Genomic DNA, 16,711 nt, shown 5'->3' on the forward strand with positions numbered 1-16,711 from the left:
GCAGGTGTGATCGACACCCACTGAGAGCAAAGGGTGGATCCGGGTGCCCGACCCCAGGGCACCCGGATCCATGTGACCACACGGTGAGGCGGTGACCGGATGAGGATCGTCTGCGTGGGTGGAGGCCCGGCCGGGCTGTACTTCTCGATCGCCGCGAAACTGCGGGACGCCGGGCACGAGATCACCGTGATCGAGCGGGACCCGCCCGAGGCGACGTACGGCTGGGGCGTCGTGTACTGGAACGATCTGCTGGACATCCTGCACCGCACCGACCCCGAGAGCGCGCGGGCGGTGAGCGCCGGTTCCGTGCTCTGGCAGCAGCAGGAGATCCGCCTGCACGGCGGCCGGCACGACGGCACCGCGTACTTCGGCGGCTACGGCTACAGCATGGGCCGCGCCGCCCTGCTGGACGTCCTGACCCGGCGCGCCCGGGCACTCGGCGTCGACGTCCGGCACGGCCAGAAGCTCGACGACCCCGCCGAGCTGCCGGAGGCCGACCTGATCGTGGCCGCCGACGGCGCGAACAGCCGGATCCGCCAGCATCGCGTCGAGCACTTCGGCACCCGCGTGGAGACCGGCCGCAATCCCTACATCTGGCTCGGCACGGACCGGCAGTTCGACAGCTTCGTCTTCGACTTCGAGGAGACCCCCGCGGGCTGGATCTGGTTCCACGCCTACCCGTCGATCAAGGGCCGGATCAGCACCTGCATCGTGGAGTGCTCGCCGCAGACCTGGCAGGGCCTGGGGCTCGACACGCTGGACACCGAGGACGCCGTACCCCTGCTGGAGAAGATCTTCCATCGCGCCCTCGACGGCCACTCCCTCATCAGCCGATCACGCGGCGAACCGGCCAAGTGGCAGCGGTTCGGGCACATCACCAACCGGACCTGGGTCGACGGCAATGTCGTCCTGGCCGGCGACGCCGCCCACACCACCCACTTCACGCTGGGCTCCGGCACCCGGCTGGCGATGATCGACGCGATCGTGCTGGCCCACAGCCTCTCCCGGTTCCCGGACCTGCCCACGGCGCTGCGCGAGTACGACCGGCACCGCCGCGCCGAGCTGCACACCGTACAGGCCGGAGCGCGCTCCAGCATGGCCTGGTTCGAGCAGCTCGACGACTACCTGGACCGCGACCCGGTCTCCTTCGCCTACGCCATGTCGGTCCGCACCGGCCAGCAGAGCCCCTGGAAATACCAGGTCCACCTGGCCACCCAGATCGACGTGGTCCGCAGGGCCCGGCGGGCCTACGACACGGGCCGGCGCTGGTACCGCGACCGTCGCAGGGGCGAGGCCCCGCTGCCGCTGCTGGGCAGGTCACTTCCCGGCTGACGGCACCCCTGTGGACCCCCGCACCATCAATTCCCCCCGAACGGCGGCCACACCCCCGGGCGGCGCCTCCTCCCGCCCCATGGCGATGCGCCCGGCCCTGGCCCCCGCCTCCGCCAGCGGCAACCGCACCGTCGTGAGCGAAGGCACCGTGTCCACACTGAACGGCAGGTCGTCGAACCCGGCCACCGACACGTCCTCGGGAATCCGCAGCCCCGACTCCCGCAGCGCCGCACACGCCCCCAGCGCGACGGAGTCGTTCGCGGCCACGACCGCCGTCAGCGAGGGATCGCGGCGCAGCAACTCCAGCGTGGCCTCGTAGCCCGACTGGCGGTCGTACCGCCCGTGCACCGTCCAGCGAGGGTCCTCCTCGACGCCCGCCGCCGCCAGCGCCGCCCGATGACCCTCCAGGCGGTGCCGGGTGGTCGTACGCTCCTCCGGGCCCGCGATGTAGCCCAGCCGCCGGTGGCCGAGGCCCAGCAGATGCTCGGTGAGCCGGCGGGCGCCACCCCGGTTGTCGAAGGTGAGGGCGATCGCGCCGGTCTCGGGCGCCGGCGGCCGTCCGCACAGCACCACCCGCGTGCCGGCCTCCGTGAGCCGGCGCAGCTTCGCGGTCATCGCCGCCGCGTGCGACGCGTCCTCCACGGCCCCGCCGGTGAGCACCACGGCCGCCGCCCGCTGCCGCTGCAGCAGGGTCAGATACGTCAGTTCCCGCTCCGGCGAGCCGCCCGTGTTGCACACGACCGCCAGCCGCTCACCGCCCGCCCGGCCGCCCGGACCGCAGATCTCGGCCTGGATCGCGCTCGCCATGATCCCGAAGAACGGGTCGGCGATGTCGTTGACGAGAATGCCGACCAGATCCGAGGTGGCCGCCGCGAGGGAGCTGGCAGGGCCGTTGAGGACGTAGTCCAGCTCGTCCACCGCTCGCAGCACCCGTTCGCGCGTGGTGGCGGCCACCGGGTAGTTGCCGTTCAGCACGCGCGACACCGTCGCGGGTGAGACCTGGGCGCGGGCCGCCACATCCGCCAGGGTCACCGTCATGTCGTCGTCCTCCGGTCGCGCATCGTGTCGTACGCCCTCGTAGACAGCCAGGCCAGCCCACTGGTTCCGAGAAACTGTCGACCAGACCTTAAAGCCATGGACCCGGGGTGTTCGCCCCCTCGAACAACTCGAAGGGGACACGGTCTTGTACAGACCAGTGTGAAGAGGCTAGCTTCTCACGATAGAAAGCGCTTGCTGCCAGTGTTGAAGAGGGGACTGACGTGACACGCAAGACGGTGCGTATCGCCATGAACGGCGTGACCGGGCGCATGGGCCACCGCCAGCACCTCGTCCGGTCGATCCTCGCCCTGCGCGAGGCGGGCGGGCTCGGCCTCGGCGACGGCACCGTGCTGTGGCCCGAGCCGGTCCTGCTGGGCCGCCGCGAGCACGCGCTCAGGGAGATCGCCGAGCGCCACGGCCTGGCGGAGATCTCGACGGACGTGGACGCGGTGCTCGCCGACCCGTCCGTGGACATCTACTTCGACTCCCAGGTCACCTCCGCCCGCGAGGAGTCGATCAAGAAGGCGATCGCCGCCGGCAAGCACGTCTACACCGAGAAGCCGACGGCGACGGGACTGGCGGGCGCCCTCGAACTCGCCCGTCTCGCCCAGGAGAAGGGCATCAGGCACGGCGTGGTGCAGGACAAGATCTTCCTGCCGGGCCTGCTGAAGCTGAAGCGGCTCATCGACGGCGGCTTCTTCGGCCGGATCCTGTCCGTGCGGGGCGAGTTCGGCTACTGGGTCTTCGAAGGCGACTGGCAGCCGGCCCAGCGCCCCTCCTGGAACTACCGCGCCGAGGACGGCGGCGGCATCGTCGTCGACATGTTCCCGCACTGGGAATACGTCCTGCACGAGCTGTTCGGCCGCGTCAGGTCCGTCCAGGCCCTCGCCACCACCCACATCCCGCAGCGCTGGGACGAGAGCGGCAAGCCCTACGACGCGACGGCGGACGACGCGGCGTACGGCATCTTCGAACTCGAAGGCGGCGCCGTCGCCCAGATCAACTCCTCCTGGGCGGTCCGGGTCAACCGCGACGAACTGGTCGAGTTCCAGGTCGACGGCACCGAGGGCTCGGCCGTCGCCGGCCTGCGCCGATGCCGCGCCCAGCACCGCTCCGCGACCCCCAAGCCGGTCTGGAACCCGGACATCCCCGCGACGGAGGTCTTCCGCGACCAGTGGCAGGAGGTGCCGGACAACGGGGACTTCGACAACGGCTTCAAGGCCCAGTGGGAGCTGTTCCTCAAGCACGTCTACGCCGACGCCCCGTACCACTGGGACCTGCTGGCCGGCGCCCGTGGCGTCCAGCTCGCCGAGCTGGGCCTGAAGTCCTCGGCCGAGGGCCGCCGTATCGAGGTACCGGAGATCGCCCTGTGACCGTCCGCCTCCCGTCCGCCGACGGCACCCTGCGCACCTACGAGCCCCGTGGCGAGCCCCTGGTGTGCTCGTCGGGCACCCCCTTCACCTCCCGTACGGTCTTCTCGGCGGCCCACGTCGTGGCCGACCCGTACGCCGACGTGTCCCCCGATTCCCCCGCCGCCGTCGACTGGGACGCCACCCTCGCCTTCCGCCGCCACCTGTGGTCGCACGGACTCGGTGTCGCCGAGGCCATGGACACCGCCCAGCGCGGCATGGGCCTGGACTGGGCGGGCGCGGCCGAGCTGATCCGCCGTAGCGCCGCCGAGGCGCGGTCGGTCGGCGGCCGTATCGCCTGCGGGGTCGGCACCGACCAGCTCACGGGCGGCTCGCTCGCGGAGATCCGCGCGGCCTACGAGGAACAGCTCGCGGTGGTGGAGGAGTCGGGCGCCCAGGCGATCCTGATGGCGTCCCGGGCCCTGGCCGCTACGGCTTCGGGCCCCGAGGACTACCTGGAGATCTACGGCCGGCTGCTGCGCCAGTCCGCCGAGCCGGTGATCCTGCACTGGCTGGGCCCGATGTTCGACCCGGCGCTGACGGGCTACTGGGGCGCGACGGACCTGGACACGGCGACGGAGGTGTTCCTGGAGGTCATCGCCGCCCACCCCGACAAGGTCGACGGCATCAAGGTGTCCCTGCTGGACGCCCGGCGCGAGATCGGCCTGCGCCGCAGACTGCCCCGTGGGGTCCGCTGCTACACCGGCGACGACTTCCACTACCCCGAGCTGATCGCGGGCGACGAGCACGGCTTCAGCCACGCCCTGCTCGGCATCTTCGACCCGCTGGGCCCGCTGGCGGCGCAGGCGGTACGGGTCCTGGACACGGGCGACACGGCCGGCTTCCGGAACCTGCTGGACCCCACGGTCGCGCTGTCCCGCCACCTCTTCCAGACCCCGACCCGCTTCTACAAGACGGGCGTCGTCTTCCTGGCCTGGCTCGCGGGCCACCAGACGCACTTCACGATGGTCGGCGGCCTCCAGTCGGCCCGCTCCCTCCCGCACCTCGCCCGCGCCTACGAACTCGCCGACGGCCTCGGCCTGTTCCCGGACCCGAAGCTCGCGGAGGAGCGGATGAAGACGCTGCTGTCGCTGTACGGGGTGACCTCATGACGGCCGATCTCTCGCGCTTCAGCATCAACCAGATGACGGTGAAGCAGCTGTCGATGCCGGAACTCGTTGATGCCTGCGGCCAGTTGGGTGTGGGCCGGGTGGGCCTGTGGCGGGAACCGGTCCAGGAGTACGGCCTGACGGAGACGGCGAAGCTGATCCGCGAGGCGGGCCTGACGGTGACGACCCTGTGCCGCGGCGGCTTCTTCACGGCGATCGACCCGGAGGCCCGCGCGGCGGCGCTGGCGGACAACCGGCGCGCGATCGAGGAGGCGGCCACGCTCGGCACGGACACCCTGGTCCTGGTCTCCGGCGGCCTCCCGCCCGGCAGCAAGGACCTGCGGGCGGCCCGCGAACGCATCGCCGACGCCCTCGCCGAACTGGCGCCGTACGCCGAGAACCATGGCGTCCGTCTGGCCATCGAGCCCCTGCACCCCATGTACGCCGCCGACCGCTGCGTGGTCTCGACCCTGGCCCAGGCCCTGGACCTGGCCGAACGCTTCCCGGCGCACCAGGTCGGGGTGACGGTGGACACGTATCACATCTGGTGGGACGACCAGGCTCCGGCGCAGATCGCCCGGGCGGGCGCGGGCGGCCGTATCCACACCTTCCAACTCGCCGACTGGATCACCCCGTTGCCCGAGGGTGTCCTCACCGGCCGGGGCCAGATCGGCGACGGTGCGATCGACCTGCGCGAGTGGCGGGGCTATGTGGAGGCGGCCGGCTACGCCGGTCCCATCGAGGTCGAACTCTTCAACGACGATCTATGGGCCAGGGACGGCCGGGAAGTGCTGGCGGAGACGGCGGAGCGGTTCGTGGAGCGGGTGATCCGCTCGTAGTCCGCGGCTCGACCCGGCACACCGGGTCGAGCCAGGGCTCGCCCTACTTGACCTTGTACTCGCAGGGCTTGTTGGTCTTGCCGCCGTTGTTGTCGGCGACTTGCTTGCCATCGACCTTGATCACGCAGGATGCCATCTTCAGCATTCCGCCGGTGCCCTGGACCGAGCCCGGGACGACCGACACCAGGTATCCCACCCGCTGTTCAGCAGGGGTGAGATGGATGGTCTCCGTCTTCGTCCACGGCAGCTTCTGCGTCCCGGAGCCATCGCTCGACAGGTTGTACATCACCATGGTGCTGCCCTCGCCGGTGACCTGCAGCGTCACGGTGTGGGTGGCCTTGTCGGCCGTCTTGGCCGCCGACGGCGCGCTCGGCGAGGCCGCCTTGTCGCTGCCCTGGCCCTGGCCCGAGTCCTTGCCGCTGCCGCCGCATCCCGTCAGCAGCAGCACCGCCGTGGCGAGGGCGGCCGCACCGGTAACTGTCCTACGCATGTTCCCCGTTCCCTGATCGGTTTCCTGTCGCGAAGGGCGACGGCGAAGATCCAATCATGTTCGGGTTCGAGATGCCTCTCTCAGCTGTCGCCGATCCGACCGTCCTTGACGGCGGTCACGAATGACTGCCAGCCGTCGGTGGAGAAGAGCAGTGCCGGGCCGGTTACGGCTTTGCTGTCGCGGACGGGGACGACGGCGTGACCGCGTGCGACTTCGAGGCATTCACCTTGGTCGCCGCCGCTGTAGCTGGACTTGTACCACCCGGTGAGCATGGACGAGTCGGAGACGGTGTGCTCACTGCTGACCATGTGCGTGTTCCTCCGCTGCCGCCCTGACTGCGGCCAGTGATTCCTGCTGCGACAACGCGTCGCTCAGCGCAAGAGCGTAGGCGGTCTGGCTGGCGGCCACCAGCGCCGGATCGTCCATCAGATTGCCGGTGAGAAAGCCTTCGGCATAGGCCACTGGAGCAGAGTCCTCGAAGCTCATGAGCGTGAGCAGGCTCTGCTGAAGCGAGTGTGCCCCGACACCGTACGGAAGCACATGCAGCCGGAGCCGCCCGGCCTCGGCCATGTCCGCGATCTTGTGCAGCTGTTCGGCCATGATCTGCGGGCCACCGACGCGGCGCCGCAGCACGGACTCGTCGAGCAACGTCCAGACGACCGGCTTCGACGGCCCGTCGAGAATCCGGGCACGCTTTGTTCGAATGACAACGGCTTCGTCAAGTTCCTCCGCCGTGTGATTCGGCCGGTACGCCCGGAAGAGGGCGCGCGCGTAGCCCTCGGTCTGGAGCACGCCTGGTACCAGAGAGAGCGCGAACTGCTGGATCAGCGTGGCTTGTTTCTCCAGTTCGGCCACGGCTGCGAAGTGGTCGATGTACTTCGACTCCAGGTCCTCCAGCCACCGCGAGAAGAATCCGTCCGTCGACAATGCCTGGTCGATCCGCCGCGCGTCATCGGGACTCGGCAGCCGTCTCCCCGCCTCGTAATGACTGATCAACGTGGGCGAGCACACGATCAGTTCGCCCAGTTGTTCCTGGGTGAGACCGGCCGCGATCCGCCGCAGCCTCAGCTCCTCTCCGTACTTCTCGCGTTGCGTCCGAGGCTTCTGGCGCTCGCTCATCCGGCCAACTCCCGTTCCTGACAAAGGCGCTGTCAAGTCCCCGCCCCTGGCAGCGTAGCCAGCCCCGACCCCACTCTGTGAGGAATTCGCCACAGAACGCAGTCACCGCAGGTGAGAAAGCAGGTCGGCATGACACATCTCCTCGCCCGGCTGGTCGAGCCATTGCTCCGGCCCTATCTCGACCTCGTGGAGACCTACGCATGAGCGGGCGCCTGCTTCCCTGGACCGGTGCGGACGGCAAGCCCTGCTACCTGATGGGTGACGGCACGGGATACGTCTCCCGGCTCGCGGACCAGATCGAGAGCGTGCAACTCGGTATGGCGGCGGGTCTGTTGGACCACGCGACCGAACTCCCCGCCGAGCAAAGGCTGACCGGCGACGAGTTGCGCTACCTCGCCCGACGGCTCAGCGAGTCCCTGACGGACGTCAAGCGGGTCGCGGAGAGCAGGGGTGCACGGCTCGGCCGAGAGTAGTCGGTGACTGTCCCACCCGCTGCCGCGCAGGGTCAATGGTCCCGGGGTGCGTCATACAGGAGTATGCTGGTTTGTATGAAGACTCGTATGCGCACCACGGTCAGCCTGCCGGCCGATCTCGTTGCCCACGCCCGTGCCGCCTCCGGCGGCAACCTGTCGGCCTACGTCGAGCACGCGCTTCGGGCCCAGCAGCTGCGCGACGCGGCGCCCGCCGTGCGAGCCTGGCGCGAGCAGGCCGCGAACGACACCGAGGAACTCGCCGACATCTTCGGTGAGGATGTCGCGTGATGGCGTTGGCTCGCGGCCAGGTCTGGCGTGTCCAGCTGGCCACCAAGAGCCGAGCGGTGGTCATCGTCGAGTCGGACGCCGCTCTGGATGCCCTGCCCGGTACCGCCGTGTGCATGATGATTGACGAGACTCGGGGTGCCCCGGACACCGTCGTCACCATCCCTGTGGCCCACCCGGTGCGCGGCGCGGCCGTCGCAGTTGACCTCACCGCGCTGACCGACAAGCGCCTTCAGGCCGGGGAGTTTCTCGGCACCGTCGACACGGAGACCATGGACCGGATCTCCGCCGCCCTGCGCGTCACCCTGGATCTCACCTGATTCTGAGGAGGCGAAGGTCATGGGTGTCTCGCCGGCAGAGATGCCGACAGCGCGCCGCCCTGCACGCGGAGGGCGGCGACGCCCGTCCGCAGGCCCGCGCCGCGCCCCGCTCGCCTAGAAGAACACCCCGCACCGCAGCAGCACATTCGCGTACGGCCGGGCCTCCCCGGTGCGGACCACCAGGCGGGCGTCCGCCGAGAGTTGCTTCAGGCGTTCGTGCGGGACCAGCTCCAGCCCGGGGAAGTGGCTGTCCAGGAGAACCCGATGGGGACCGCGCAGCTCCCGCGCCGCCGTCGCGCCCTCCACCACCAGCTCGGCCAGCAGGCCGTCCAGGACCTCGGCGAAGGACGGGACGCCGGCGCGGAACGCCAGGTCCACCACGCGCGGCCCGGCCGGGATCGGCATGCCCGCGTCGCACACCAGCACCCCGTCACCGTGCCCCAACTCGGCCAGGGCACCCGCGAGATGGCGGTTGAGGATCCCCGCCTTCTTCACAGCTCCTCGACCTCTTCCGCCGTCGGATACGACTCCTGCGCGCCCCGCCTCGTCACCGCCGCCGCGCCCACCCGGGCCGCATGGGCCGCCGCCTCCCGCAGCTGCGCACCCGACCCGAGCTTCCAGGCCAGCGCGGCCGTGAACGCGTCGCCCGCGCCCGTCGTGTCCACCGCGTCCACCTTCACCGACGGCACGGCAAGGACACCACTGGAGTCGCACACCAGCGCCCCCTCCGCACCCAGCGTCACCACCACCGAGCGCGGGCCCTTGGCCAGCAGCAGCCGCGCCCAGTCCGCCGGGTCCTCGCTCACACAGGACTCGCCGAGGATCACCCGTGCCTCGTGCTCGTTGACGATCAGCGGATCGCAGGCCGCCAGCACCTCCGTGGGCAGGGGCCTCGGCGGCGACGGGTTCAGCACGAAGCGGCTGTCCGGGGCCAGATTCCGTACGACCTCCACGACCGTCTCCAGCGGGATCTCCAGTTGCGCCGACACCACCCGGGAGGCCAGGAACAGGCTCACCGCCGCCCGGACGTCCGCCGGGGCGAGCCGGGCGTTGGCGCCGGGCGACACCACGATGCTGTTGTCGCCCGAGGGGTCCACGGTGATCAGCGCCACGCCCGTCGGCGCCCCGCCCACCAGCACGCCGACCGTGTCGACACCGTCCGCGCGCAGGGAGTCGAGGAGCAGCCGGCCGTAGGTGTCGTCACCGACCCGGGCCAGCAGGGCCGTACCCGCGCCGAGCCGGGCGGCGGCGACCGCCTGGTTCGCTCCCTTGCCGCCCGGGTGGACGGCCAGGTCGCCGCCGAGCACCGTTTCACCGGCGGCCGGCCGCCGCTCGACATCGATCACCAGGTCGGCGTTGGCCGAACCCACGACCAACAGGTCGTAGCCGTACATCAGTTGACTCCCCTTGTTCCCCTGTTGTTCCCCTGAGAGATGACCCGCCCATGGACACCTGTGCGTTGCCGGCTGACCGTCGTCAGCCGCTGAAACCGGCCACGTTGTCCTTCGTGACCACCTTCACCGGTACCTTCACCGTCGGCTCCACCTTCTTGCCCTGGACCGCGCTCAGCGCGTTGTCCACGGCAATCCTCCCCAATTGCGTCGGCTGTTGGGCGACCGACGCGTACAGCGTGCCGTTCTTCACCGCCGTCAGCCCGTCCGGGGTGCCGTCGAAACCGACCACCTGCACGGAGCTGCCCGCCTTGGAGCCGAGCGCCTTGATCGCGCCGAGCGCCATCTCGTCGTTGGCCGCGATGACACCCTGCACGTCCGGATGAGCCTGCAGCAGGTTCGACATCACGTCGAGGCCCTTGGTGCGGTCGAAGTCGGCGGGCTGCTGGGCCAGCACCTGGATGCCCGGGTAGGCCTTCAGCCCGTTCGCGAAGCCCTGCGCCCGCTCCCGGGCCGCCGACGTGCCCGCCTGGCCCTGCAGAATCACGATCTTGCCCTTGCCACCGAGCCTCTCGGCGACCGTCTTCGCGGCCAGTTCACCGCCCGCCACGTTGTCGGACGCCACCAGCGTGTCCACGTCGGCCTTGTTGACGCCCCGGTCGACGGCGATCACCGGGATCTTCGCCTGGCCGGCGGCCTTCACCGAGTTGCCCGCCGCGTCCGAGTCCACCGGGTTCACGATGATCGCGCCCAGGCCCGAACTGGTGAAGTTCTGCAGCTGGTTGGCCTGCTGGGAGGCGTCGTTCTGCGCGTCGGTGACGGTCAGGTCCACGCCCAGCCGCTTCGCCTCGGCCTGGGCACCGGCCCGGATCTGCACGAAGAACGGGTTGTTGAGGGTGGACAGCGACAGGCCCATGCGCGGGGTCGTGGAGGACGACGAGCCGCCGTGCAGGAAGGAGGTCGCGCCCACGACCGCCACGGTCGCGACGGCCGCGAGGGCGTACGTGGCGGCCTGCTTGCCCTTGCCGCCTCCGCCGGGCCCGGTTGCCACCGGAGTCGCCCCGGCGCTGCGGCGCACGGTGTCCAGCAGCACCGCCAGCGCGATGACCACACCGATCACGACCTGCTGCCAGAAGGCCGAGACGCTCAGCAGGTTGAGGCCGTTCCTGAGCACCGCCAGGATCAGCGCGCCGATCAGCGTGCCGGACGCCTTGCCGGTGCCGCCCGCGAGGGAGGCCCCGCCGATGACGACCGCCGCGATCGCGTCCAGCTCGTAGCCGTCGGCGGCCTGCGGCTGCGCCGAGGAGAGCCGGGACGCCAGCACGACACCGGCGACGGCCGCGAACACCCCGGACAGCGCGTAGATCGCGAGCTTCTGCCGCGGCACGCGCAGCCCGGACAGCCGCGCGGCTTCCTCGTTGCCGCCGATGGCGTACATGGAGCGCCCGATGTACGTCCGCCCCAGCACGAGCGCGGCGACGAGCCCCATCACGACCATGACCAGCACGGGCACCGGCAGCCAGCCGCCGAGCGTGTCCCCGAGGTGCGAGACCGAGCCGGGGAAGGCGATGGGGGAGCCCTGGGAGATCACCAGGGCCAGACCGCGCCCCACGGACAGCATCGCCAGCGTCGCGATGAACGGCGGCAACTTGCCGTAGGCGATGAGGAATCCGTTCACCAGACCGGCCACGACGCCCGTGCCGAGCCCGAGCAGCACGGCGACCGCCACCGGCACCCCGTGCTGCGTGGCGCTCCAGGCCAGCACGGTCGCCGACAGCGCGGCCACGGACCCGACCGAGAGATCGATACCGGCCGAGACGATCACAAAGGTCACACCGAAGGCCAGGATGGCCGTAACGGCCGCCTGGACGCCGATGTTGAGCAGATTGTCGGTCGTGAGGAAGTCCCCGGACAGCGCCGACAGGGCGATGACCAGGACGATCAGCGCGGTGAGCGCGCCGTTGTCGAGGAGCAGCCGGCGCAGGCCGCCCGGGGCGCCATTCGCGCCCGCCCGGCTCCCCAGCGTGTCAGTGGCCACGGGAGGCCTCCTTCGCGGTGTTGTCGTCAGTGGTGGGAGTGGAGACGGCGAGCGCCATGACGGCGTCCTGCGTGGCGTCGGCCGCTCGCAGCTCGCCGGCGATCCGGCCCTGGGCCATGACCAGCACCCGGTCGCTCATACCGAGCACCTCCGGCAGATCGCTGGAGATCATGAGTACGGCGGCCCCGGCGGCGGTCAGCTCGTTGATCAACTGATAGATCTCGACCTTCGCGCCGACGTCGATCCCGCGCGTCGGCTCGTCGAGGATCAGCACCTTGGTGTCGGCCAGCAGCCACTTGCCGATGACGACCTTCTGCTGATTGCCACCGGACAGGGTCCGCACCTGCTGCCCCAGCCCGGCCATCCGCACGCCCAGCTGCGCGGCGATCCGCTCGGCGGCCGCGCGCTGGCTCCTGCGGTCGACGAGCCCGGCCCGGGTGGCGGCGCGCATCGTCACGAGCCCGAGGTTCTCCTCGACGGAGGCGCCGAGCACCAGCCCCTGACCCTTGCGGTCCTCGGGCACGAGCCCGATCCCGGCGGCCATGGCGGCGTTCACGTCATGCCGCTTGAGCCGCGTCCCGGAGACGGTGACGGCCCCGCCGTCGTACGGATCGGCTCCGAACACGGCCCGTACGACCTCGGTACGCCCGGCGCCCACCAGCCCGGCGATCCCGACGACCTCCCCGGCGTGCACCTCGAAGCTCACGTCATGGAACACCCCGTCCCGGGTGAGCCCCTCGACGGACAGCAACGCGGCGCCGCGGTCGGCCCGTTGCCGCGGATACTGCTGCTCGATGGACCGCCCGACCATGAGCCGTACGAGCTCGTCCTCGGGAGTCGACGCCGGGACCTGCCCGACGCTACGCCCGTCCCGGATGACGGTGACCCGGTCCCCCAGGGCGGCGATCTCCTCCAGATGATGGGTGATGAAGACGATCCCGACCCCGTCGGCGCGCAGTTGGCGCACGATGCCGAAGAGCTTCTCGACCTCCTCCGCGGTGAGCACGGCGGTCGGCTCGTCCATGATGAGCACGCGCGCGTCCAGGCTGAGCGCTTTGGCGATCTCGACCATCTGCAGTCGCGCGATGCCGAGTTCACGCACACGCGCGCGTGGGGACACGGCGACCCCCACCCGCTGCAGCAGCGCCTCGGCCTCGGCCTCCATCCGCTTCCGGTCGATCATCCCGAAGCGCCGGGGCTGCCGCCCGAGGAAGATGTTCTCGGCGACGGTCAGGTCCGGTACGAGGTTGAACTCCTGGTAGATGGTGGCGATCCCGAGCCGCTCGGCGTCCTGGGCGCCATGAATACGCACTTCGCGGCCGCCTGCCCAGATCCGCCCGGCATCGGGCGTATGGGCACCGGAGAGCATCTTGATCAGCGTGCTCTTGCCGGCGCCGTTCTCACCGAGCAGCACATGGACCTCACCCCGGCGCAGATCGAAGTCGACGCCGTCGAGCGCGACCACGCCGGGGAAGGTCTTCCGTATGCCCTCGATGCGCAGCAACTCGTCCGGGTCGCTCACGACGTGCTCCTGTTCTTCTGGGGATGCTCGCCGCACGAGCGGCGCACGACGAGCCGGGCGGAGAGGGTGACGGACGCGGCCGCCCGCCCCTCGATGCGGTCGACGAGGGCCCGTACGGCGGCCCGCCCCAGCTCACCGGTCGGCTGGGCGATCGCGGTGACGGGCGGATCGGTGTGCACGAACCAGGGGATGTCGTCGAACGCGGCGAGCGCGATGTCGTCCGGAACGCGCAGTCCACGCGCGCGTACCGCGTCGAGCGCACCGAGTGCCATGAGATTGTCGGCGGCGAAGACGACCTCCGGCGGCCGAGGCAGATCCAGAAACCCCTCGGTGACCCGCCGCCCGCTCTCGGCCTGGAAGTCGCCCTGGCCGATGTAGGCATCGGGAAGCGGAAGCCCGTGCTCGGCGAGCGCGGCCCGGAAGGCCTCGACACGCTCACTGCCGGTCGTGGTGGCGGCGGGCCCGGCGATGATGGCGAGCCGCCGATGCCCGAGCCCATGCAGATGCGCGACCAGATCCCGTACGGCCGCCCGCCCGTCGGCGCGTACGACGGGCACGTCCAGGCCCGGGATCCACCGGTCCACGAACACCATGGGAGTCCCGGCCCGAGCGGCGTCGAGCATGAGCGGCGACCCCCCATCGGTGGGGGACACGAGGAGCCCGTCGATCCGCCGGTCGAGCAGATTCCGCACGTGGTGGTCCTGCAGCTCGGGCCGCTCGTCGGCGTTCCCGATGATCACGCTGTACCCGAGCGCCCGTGCCTCCTCCTCGACGGAGCGGGCCAGCTCGGTGAAGTAGGGGTTCAGCACATCGCTGATCACCAGCCCGAGGGTGTGGGTCTGGTCGGTACGCAGCGACCGGGCGACGGCGTTGGGCCGATACCCCAGCGCTTCGACGGCGGCCAGCACACGCGCCCGTGCGTCGGCACTGACCGACGGATGCGCGTTCAGGACACGCGAGACCGTGGCGACGGACACGCCGGCTGCAGCGGCGACGTCCTTGATGCTCGCCATCCCCGGACTCACCTCCTCGTGAGACTCCTTGGCGGCCAGGCGTGTAATCGATTCCACGTTGTGCCGCAGGAAGGATTGGAATCGATTACACAGGGCGAAGGCAAGAGGTTGAACGTTGACCGAAACCTAATCGTGACCGGAGGCCAGGAAGGGCCGGCACCGGGGTCTAGACGTGGTCTGGGCGGGGTCTAGGCGAGGTCTAGGCGGGGTCGGTGCCGGGCCCGGGCCGGCTCAGATCCGCCTTGGCCCGCCGGGTGCGCTCGTCGGCGAGGACTTCCGTACGGCCCGCCTCCACGGCGTCGAAGGCCTGCGCGGCGATCGACTCCGGGGTGTTCTTCAAGCCGGTGACATGGGCGGCCATGTCCGTGTCGATGTACCCGCAGTGCACGCCGACGACCAGGACGCCCGTGCCGCCCAGCTCTCCCCGGATCCCGTTGGTCATGGCCCAGGCGGCGGCCTGACACACCCCTTTTCCGTCAGCCGCCCCTTGCGGAAGGGACTGTCACCGGCCCATTGACCCGAGCCCCTGATCGTCCGCTTCCAGGGACGAAGGCCCGCGTCTTCCCGGACGCGGGCCTTCGGCATACCCAAGGGACCGGGCTGCTCACTCCGTGCCGAACAACCCCGCCGCGTCTGTGGCGTGTACGGCGCGCTGGGCCCATACCTCCAGCTGGGCGAGGTCCGTACAGGCGGTGACTCGCTCGCGGGTCCCATCTGCCACCGGGATTCCCCGCCACTCCAGGATGCGCAGGATCATCTCCCTGCGACCCTCGATACGGCCCTCGGCTCTGCCCTCTTCCCTGGCTTGTTCCCTGCCTTGTTCCCTGCCTTCCGCGCGCACCTGCTCCGCCAGGGGGTGTCGCCAGAAGTACTGGATCGCCATCCTCGTCACTCCGCGTCGAACAGCTCCGCCGCGCTCGTGGCGTGTACGGCGCGCTGGGCCCAGGCCTCCAGCTGGGCGAGGTCCCTGCACGCCGCCACTCGCTTGCGGTCGGCGTCAAGTACCGGGATGCGGCGCCATTCCAGAATCTGGAGCACCATCTCGGCCTTGGCCTCGGCCCGGCCCTGTTCGAGGCCTTGCTCCAGGCCTTGTTCCAGACCTTCTTCCAGGCCTTGATCGCGGCCTTCCGCGCGTACCTGTTCCGCGAGCGGGTGTCGCCAGAAGTACTGGATCGCGGTCATCAGGTCCCTCCACATCTGCTTCGCCTGGGGGTCGGCCAGGCAGGAGTCGACAAACTGCACGAAGACTGCGGCACTGTCGGGGTCGATGGTCCGCAGGGCGGCGGCCAGGGATTCCAGTATGGCCGGAGCCTGCGGGCCACGCCCGTGTGTCATGGCCGAGAGCACCGCAAGAGGTACGTCCCGCTCGGCCTGCCGCTCGTCCGAGATCACCGGCACGTTGTCCGGACCCAGCACCAGCGGCCGTACCGTCATCGAGTCCCAGCCCGGGAAGCCGAACCGGATCGGCTTCGATGCCCACTGCGCCGTCCTGCTGCTCTGGGTGATGACGATGAGCACGGGCTCGCAGCGGTACTTCTCATGCAAGTACGAGAGGTAATAAGGCCAGCTGCCCCGTTTCCGCTCGTCCGCCTTCCCCTGCGACTCCACCACCAGCAGGTACGTGCCCTTGTCCGTCTCCGCCCGCAGCAGGGTGTCCACCCGGCGCTCGACCGGTTCGATCTCGGTGAGGTCCACGTTCAGCGCGGCGATCTCCCGAGGCTCGGGGAAGGGCACGTGCAGCACCTTCTGTAACGCCTTCGTCAGCAGCGTCGGATCCTTCTGAAAGATCCGATGCAACGCCTCATGCGACGAGCCGACCATCACGCGGCCCCCAGCTCACACCACACGTACTTTCCCCGGTCCCCGAACCGTGCCGTGGGCTGCCACCCCCAGTACTCCGCACAGGCCTTCACCAGCCCCAGCCCCCGCCCGTCCTCCAGCTCCGCCACCTGCTCCAGCGGACGCGGCGGATCCGGCGGAGCGGGATCGGTGTCCCACGCCCCGATCCACACCGTGCCCTCCGGGGTACGACGCACCCTCAACGCCGCCGGCCCCTTCGTATGCCGCACGGCATTGGACACCAGCTCAGCCGCCAGCAACTCCGCCGTGTCCACGATCCCGATCAACCCATGCAGGGTCAGAATCAGGCGCAGGGTGCGGCGGCACACCGTGACGGCTCTGAGGTCGTTGGGGACGTAGAGCGTGTAGTCCCAGGCTTCGTTTTCGGGCATGCGTCATCAACTCCAGTACACAGAGAGGGATTTGGCGCGCGGTGGCCTTGCAGCCGTCATGGGAGGACAGCGCGGTGCGCTTCCGCTACGTGTGCGCTACGT

19 protein-coding genes and 1 pseudogene are annotated in these 16,711 nt (G+C 70.3%); 7 read left to right on the top strand and 13 right to left on the bottom strand.

The genetic code is table 11. The features are described 5' to 3' along the window. The first annotated feature begins 114 nt into the window (after nucleotides 1–114). On the top strand, nucleotides 115–1,332 hold the full coding sequence (locus tag AB5L52_RS28265; RefSeq protein ID WP_351031089.1) for an FAD-dependent monooxygenase: 1,218 nt from the start codon (nucleotides 115–117) through the stop codon (nucleotides 1,330–1,332). Here AB5L52_RS28265 and AB5L52_RS28270 read toward each other — a convergent pair. Further along, nucleotides 1,318–2,370: a LacI family DNA-binding transcriptional regulator gene (locus AB5L52_RS28270; RefSeq protein WP_351031093.1), complete on the bottom strand. Its 1,053-nt coding sequence runs from the start codon at nucleotides 2,368–2,370 to the stop codon at nucleotides 1,318–1,320. The genes AB5L52_RS28265 and AB5L52_RS28270 overlap by 15 nt on opposite strands. 221 nt (nucleotides 2,371–2,591) lie before the next feature. On the opposite strand from AB5L52_RS28270, the gene AB5L52_RS28275 reads away from it, so the two are divergent. Genes AB5L52_RS28275 through AB5L52_RS28285 form a run of 3 tightly spaced genes read left to right on the top strand, consistent with a single transcriptional unit; the run spans nucleotide 2,592 to nucleotide 5,727 of the window. Then, nucleotides 2,592–3,743, top strand: coding sequence for a Gfo/Idh/MocA family oxidoreductase (locus AB5L52_RS28275; protein WP_351562919.1), 1,152 nt, complete (start codon nucleotides 2,592–2,594; stop codon nucleotides 3,741–3,743). Next, nucleotides 3,740–4,891, top strand: coding sequence for a dihydrodipicolinate synthase family protein (locus tag AB5L52_RS28280; protein WP_369366945.1), 1,152 nt, complete (start codon nucleotides 3,740–3,742; stop codon nucleotides 4,889–4,891). The genes AB5L52_RS28275 and AB5L52_RS28280 overlap by 4 nt, the downstream gene beginning before the upstream one ends. After that, the gene (locus AB5L52_RS28285; RefSeq protein ID WP_351031100.1) at nucleotides 4,888–5,727 is read left to right on the top strand and encodes a sugar phosphate isomerase/epimerase family protein; all 840 of its coding nucleotides are present in this window, start codon (nucleotides 4,888–4,890) and stop codon (nucleotides 5,725–5,727) included. The genes AB5L52_RS28280 and AB5L52_RS28285 overlap by 4 nt, the downstream gene beginning before the upstream one ends. Nucleotides 5,728–5,770: 43 nt before the next feature. On the opposite strand, the gene AB5L52_RS28290 is transcribed toward AB5L52_RS28285, so the two are convergent. From AB5L52_RS28290 to AB5L52_RS28300, 3 genes are all read right to left on the bottom strand, one after another. After that, the gene (locus AB5L52_RS28290; protein WP_351031103.1) at nucleotides 5,771–6,217 is read right to left on the bottom strand and encodes a hypothetical protein; all 447 of its coding nucleotides are present in this window, start codon (nucleotides 6,215–6,217) and stop codon (nucleotides 5,771–5,773) included. Between the two features lie 80 nt (nucleotides 6,218–6,297). Continuing rightward, complete coding sequence (locus AB5L52_RS28295) at nucleotides 6,298–6,525, bottom strand: DUF397 domain-containing protein (protein WP_351031106.1); 228 nt, start codon at nucleotides 6,523–6,525, stop codon at nucleotides 6,298–6,300. Continuing rightward, nucleotides 6,512–7,336 carry a Scr1 family TA system antitoxin-like transcriptional regulator gene (locus AB5L52_RS28300; protein ID WP_369366947.1) on the bottom strand — a complete coding sequence of 275 codons (825 nt, stop codon included), beginning with the start codon at nucleotides 7,334–7,336 and terminating at the stop codon, nucleotides 6,512–6,514. The genes AB5L52_RS28295 and AB5L52_RS28300 overlap by 14 nt, the downstream gene beginning before the upstream one ends. Before the next feature lie 200 nt (nucleotides 7,337–7,536). Between AB5L52_RS28300 and AB5L52_RS28305 the strand changes: the two genes are divergently transcribed. The 3 genes from AB5L52_RS28305 to AB5L52_RS28315 all read left to right on the top strand — a co-directional run bounded on the left by AB5L52_RS28305 (nucleotide 7,537) and on the right by AB5L52_RS28315 (nucleotide 8,414). Continuing rightward, nucleotides 7,537–7,809, top strand: a complete 273-nt coding sequence (locus AB5L52_RS28305; protein WP_351031111.1) for a hypothetical protein — start codon at nucleotides 7,537–7,539, stop codon at nucleotides 7,807–7,809. Nucleotides 7,810–7,884: 75 nt separating this feature from the next. Then, nucleotides 7,885–8,097 (top strand): type II toxin-antitoxin system CcdA family antitoxin, encoded by a 213-nt coding sequence (locus tag AB5L52_RS28310; RefSeq protein WP_351031112.1) that lies wholly within the window; start codon nucleotides 7,885–7,887, stop codon nucleotides 8,095–8,097. Continuing rightward, nucleotides 8,097–8,414 carry a type II toxin-antitoxin system PemK/MazF family toxin gene (locus AB5L52_RS28315; protein ID WP_351031114.1) on the top strand — a complete coding sequence of 106 codons (318 nt, stop codon included), beginning with the start codon at nucleotides 8,097–8,099 and terminating at the stop codon, nucleotides 8,412–8,414. The genes AB5L52_RS28310 and AB5L52_RS28315 overlap by 1 nt, the downstream gene beginning before the upstream one ends. A 114-nt stretch (nucleotides 8,415–8,528) precedes the next feature. On the opposite strand, the gene rbsD is transcribed toward AB5L52_RS28315, so the two are convergent. The 9 genes and pseudogenes from rbsD to AB5L52_RS28360 all read right to left on the bottom strand — a co-directional run bounded on the left by rbsD (nucleotide 8,529) and on the right by AB5L52_RS28360 (nucleotide 16,609). After that, nucleotides 8,529–8,909, bottom strand: coding sequence for a D-ribose pyranase (gene rbsD, locus AB5L52_RS28320; RefSeq protein WP_369366950.1), 381 nt, complete (start codon nucleotides 8,907–8,909; stop codon nucleotides 8,529–8,531). After that, nucleotides 8,906–9,808, bottom strand: coding sequence for a ribokinase (locus AB5L52_RS28325; protein ID WP_351031119.1), 903 nt, complete (start codon nucleotides 9,806–9,808; stop codon nucleotides 8,906–8,908). Before AB5L52_RS28325 ends, rbsD begins: the two co-directional genes overlap by 4 nt. Nucleotides 9,809–9,890: 82 nt before the next feature. Beyond that, on the bottom strand, nucleotides 9,891–11,843 hold the full coding sequence (locus tag AB5L52_RS28330; RefSeq protein ID WP_369366952.1) for a substrate-binding domain-containing protein: 1,953 nt from the start codon (nucleotides 11,841–11,843) through the stop codon (nucleotides 9,891–9,893). Further along, nucleotides 11,833–13,365, bottom strand: a complete 1,533-nt coding sequence (locus tag AB5L52_RS28335) for a sugar ABC transporter ATP-binding protein (protein ID WP_351031123.1) — start codon at nucleotides 13,363–13,365, stop codon at nucleotides 11,833–11,835. Before AB5L52_RS28335 ends, AB5L52_RS28330 begins: the two co-directional genes overlap by 11 nt. Continuing rightward, complete coding sequence (locus AB5L52_RS28340) at nucleotides 13,362–14,378, bottom strand: LacI family DNA-binding transcriptional regulator (RefSeq protein WP_369366955.1); 1,017 nt, start codon at nucleotides 14,376–14,378, stop codon at nucleotides 13,362–13,364. The genes AB5L52_RS28335 and AB5L52_RS28340 overlap by 4 nt, the downstream gene beginning before the upstream one ends. A gap of 199 nt (nucleotides 14,379–14,577) precedes the next feature. Beyond that, nucleotides 14,578–14,820 carry a hypothetical protein gene (locus tag AB5L52_RS28345; protein ID WP_369366957.1) on the bottom strand — a complete coding sequence of 81 codons (243 nt, stop codon included), beginning with the start codon at nucleotides 14,818–14,820 and terminating at the stop codon, nucleotides 14,578–14,580. Between the two features lie 162 nt (nucleotides 14,821–14,982). Further along, nucleotides 14,983–15,258: pseudogene (locus AB5L52_RS28350) on the bottom strand (hypothetical protein); the annotation flags it as partial. Nucleotides 15,259–15,266: 8 nt separating this feature from the next. Further along, nucleotides 15,267–16,199: a hypothetical protein gene (locus AB5L52_RS28355; RefSeq protein WP_369366959.1), complete on the bottom strand. Its 933-nt coding sequence runs from the start codon at nucleotides 16,197–16,199 to the stop codon at nucleotides 15,267–15,269. Beyond that, nucleotides 16,199–16,609, bottom strand: a complete 411-nt coding sequence (locus AB5L52_RS28360; protein ID WP_369366961.1) for an ATP-binding protein — start codon at nucleotides 16,607–16,609, stop codon at nucleotides 16,199–16,201. The genes AB5L52_RS28355 and AB5L52_RS28360 overlap by 1 nt, the downstream gene beginning before the upstream one ends. Between the last annotated feature and the right edge of the window lie 102 nt (nucleotides 16,610–16,711).

Origin of the sequence: Streptomyces sp. CG4, from assembly GCF_041080655.1 — a bacterium.
Lineage (GTDB): Bacteria > Actinomycetota > Actinomycetes > Streptomycetales > Streptomycetaceae > Streptomyces.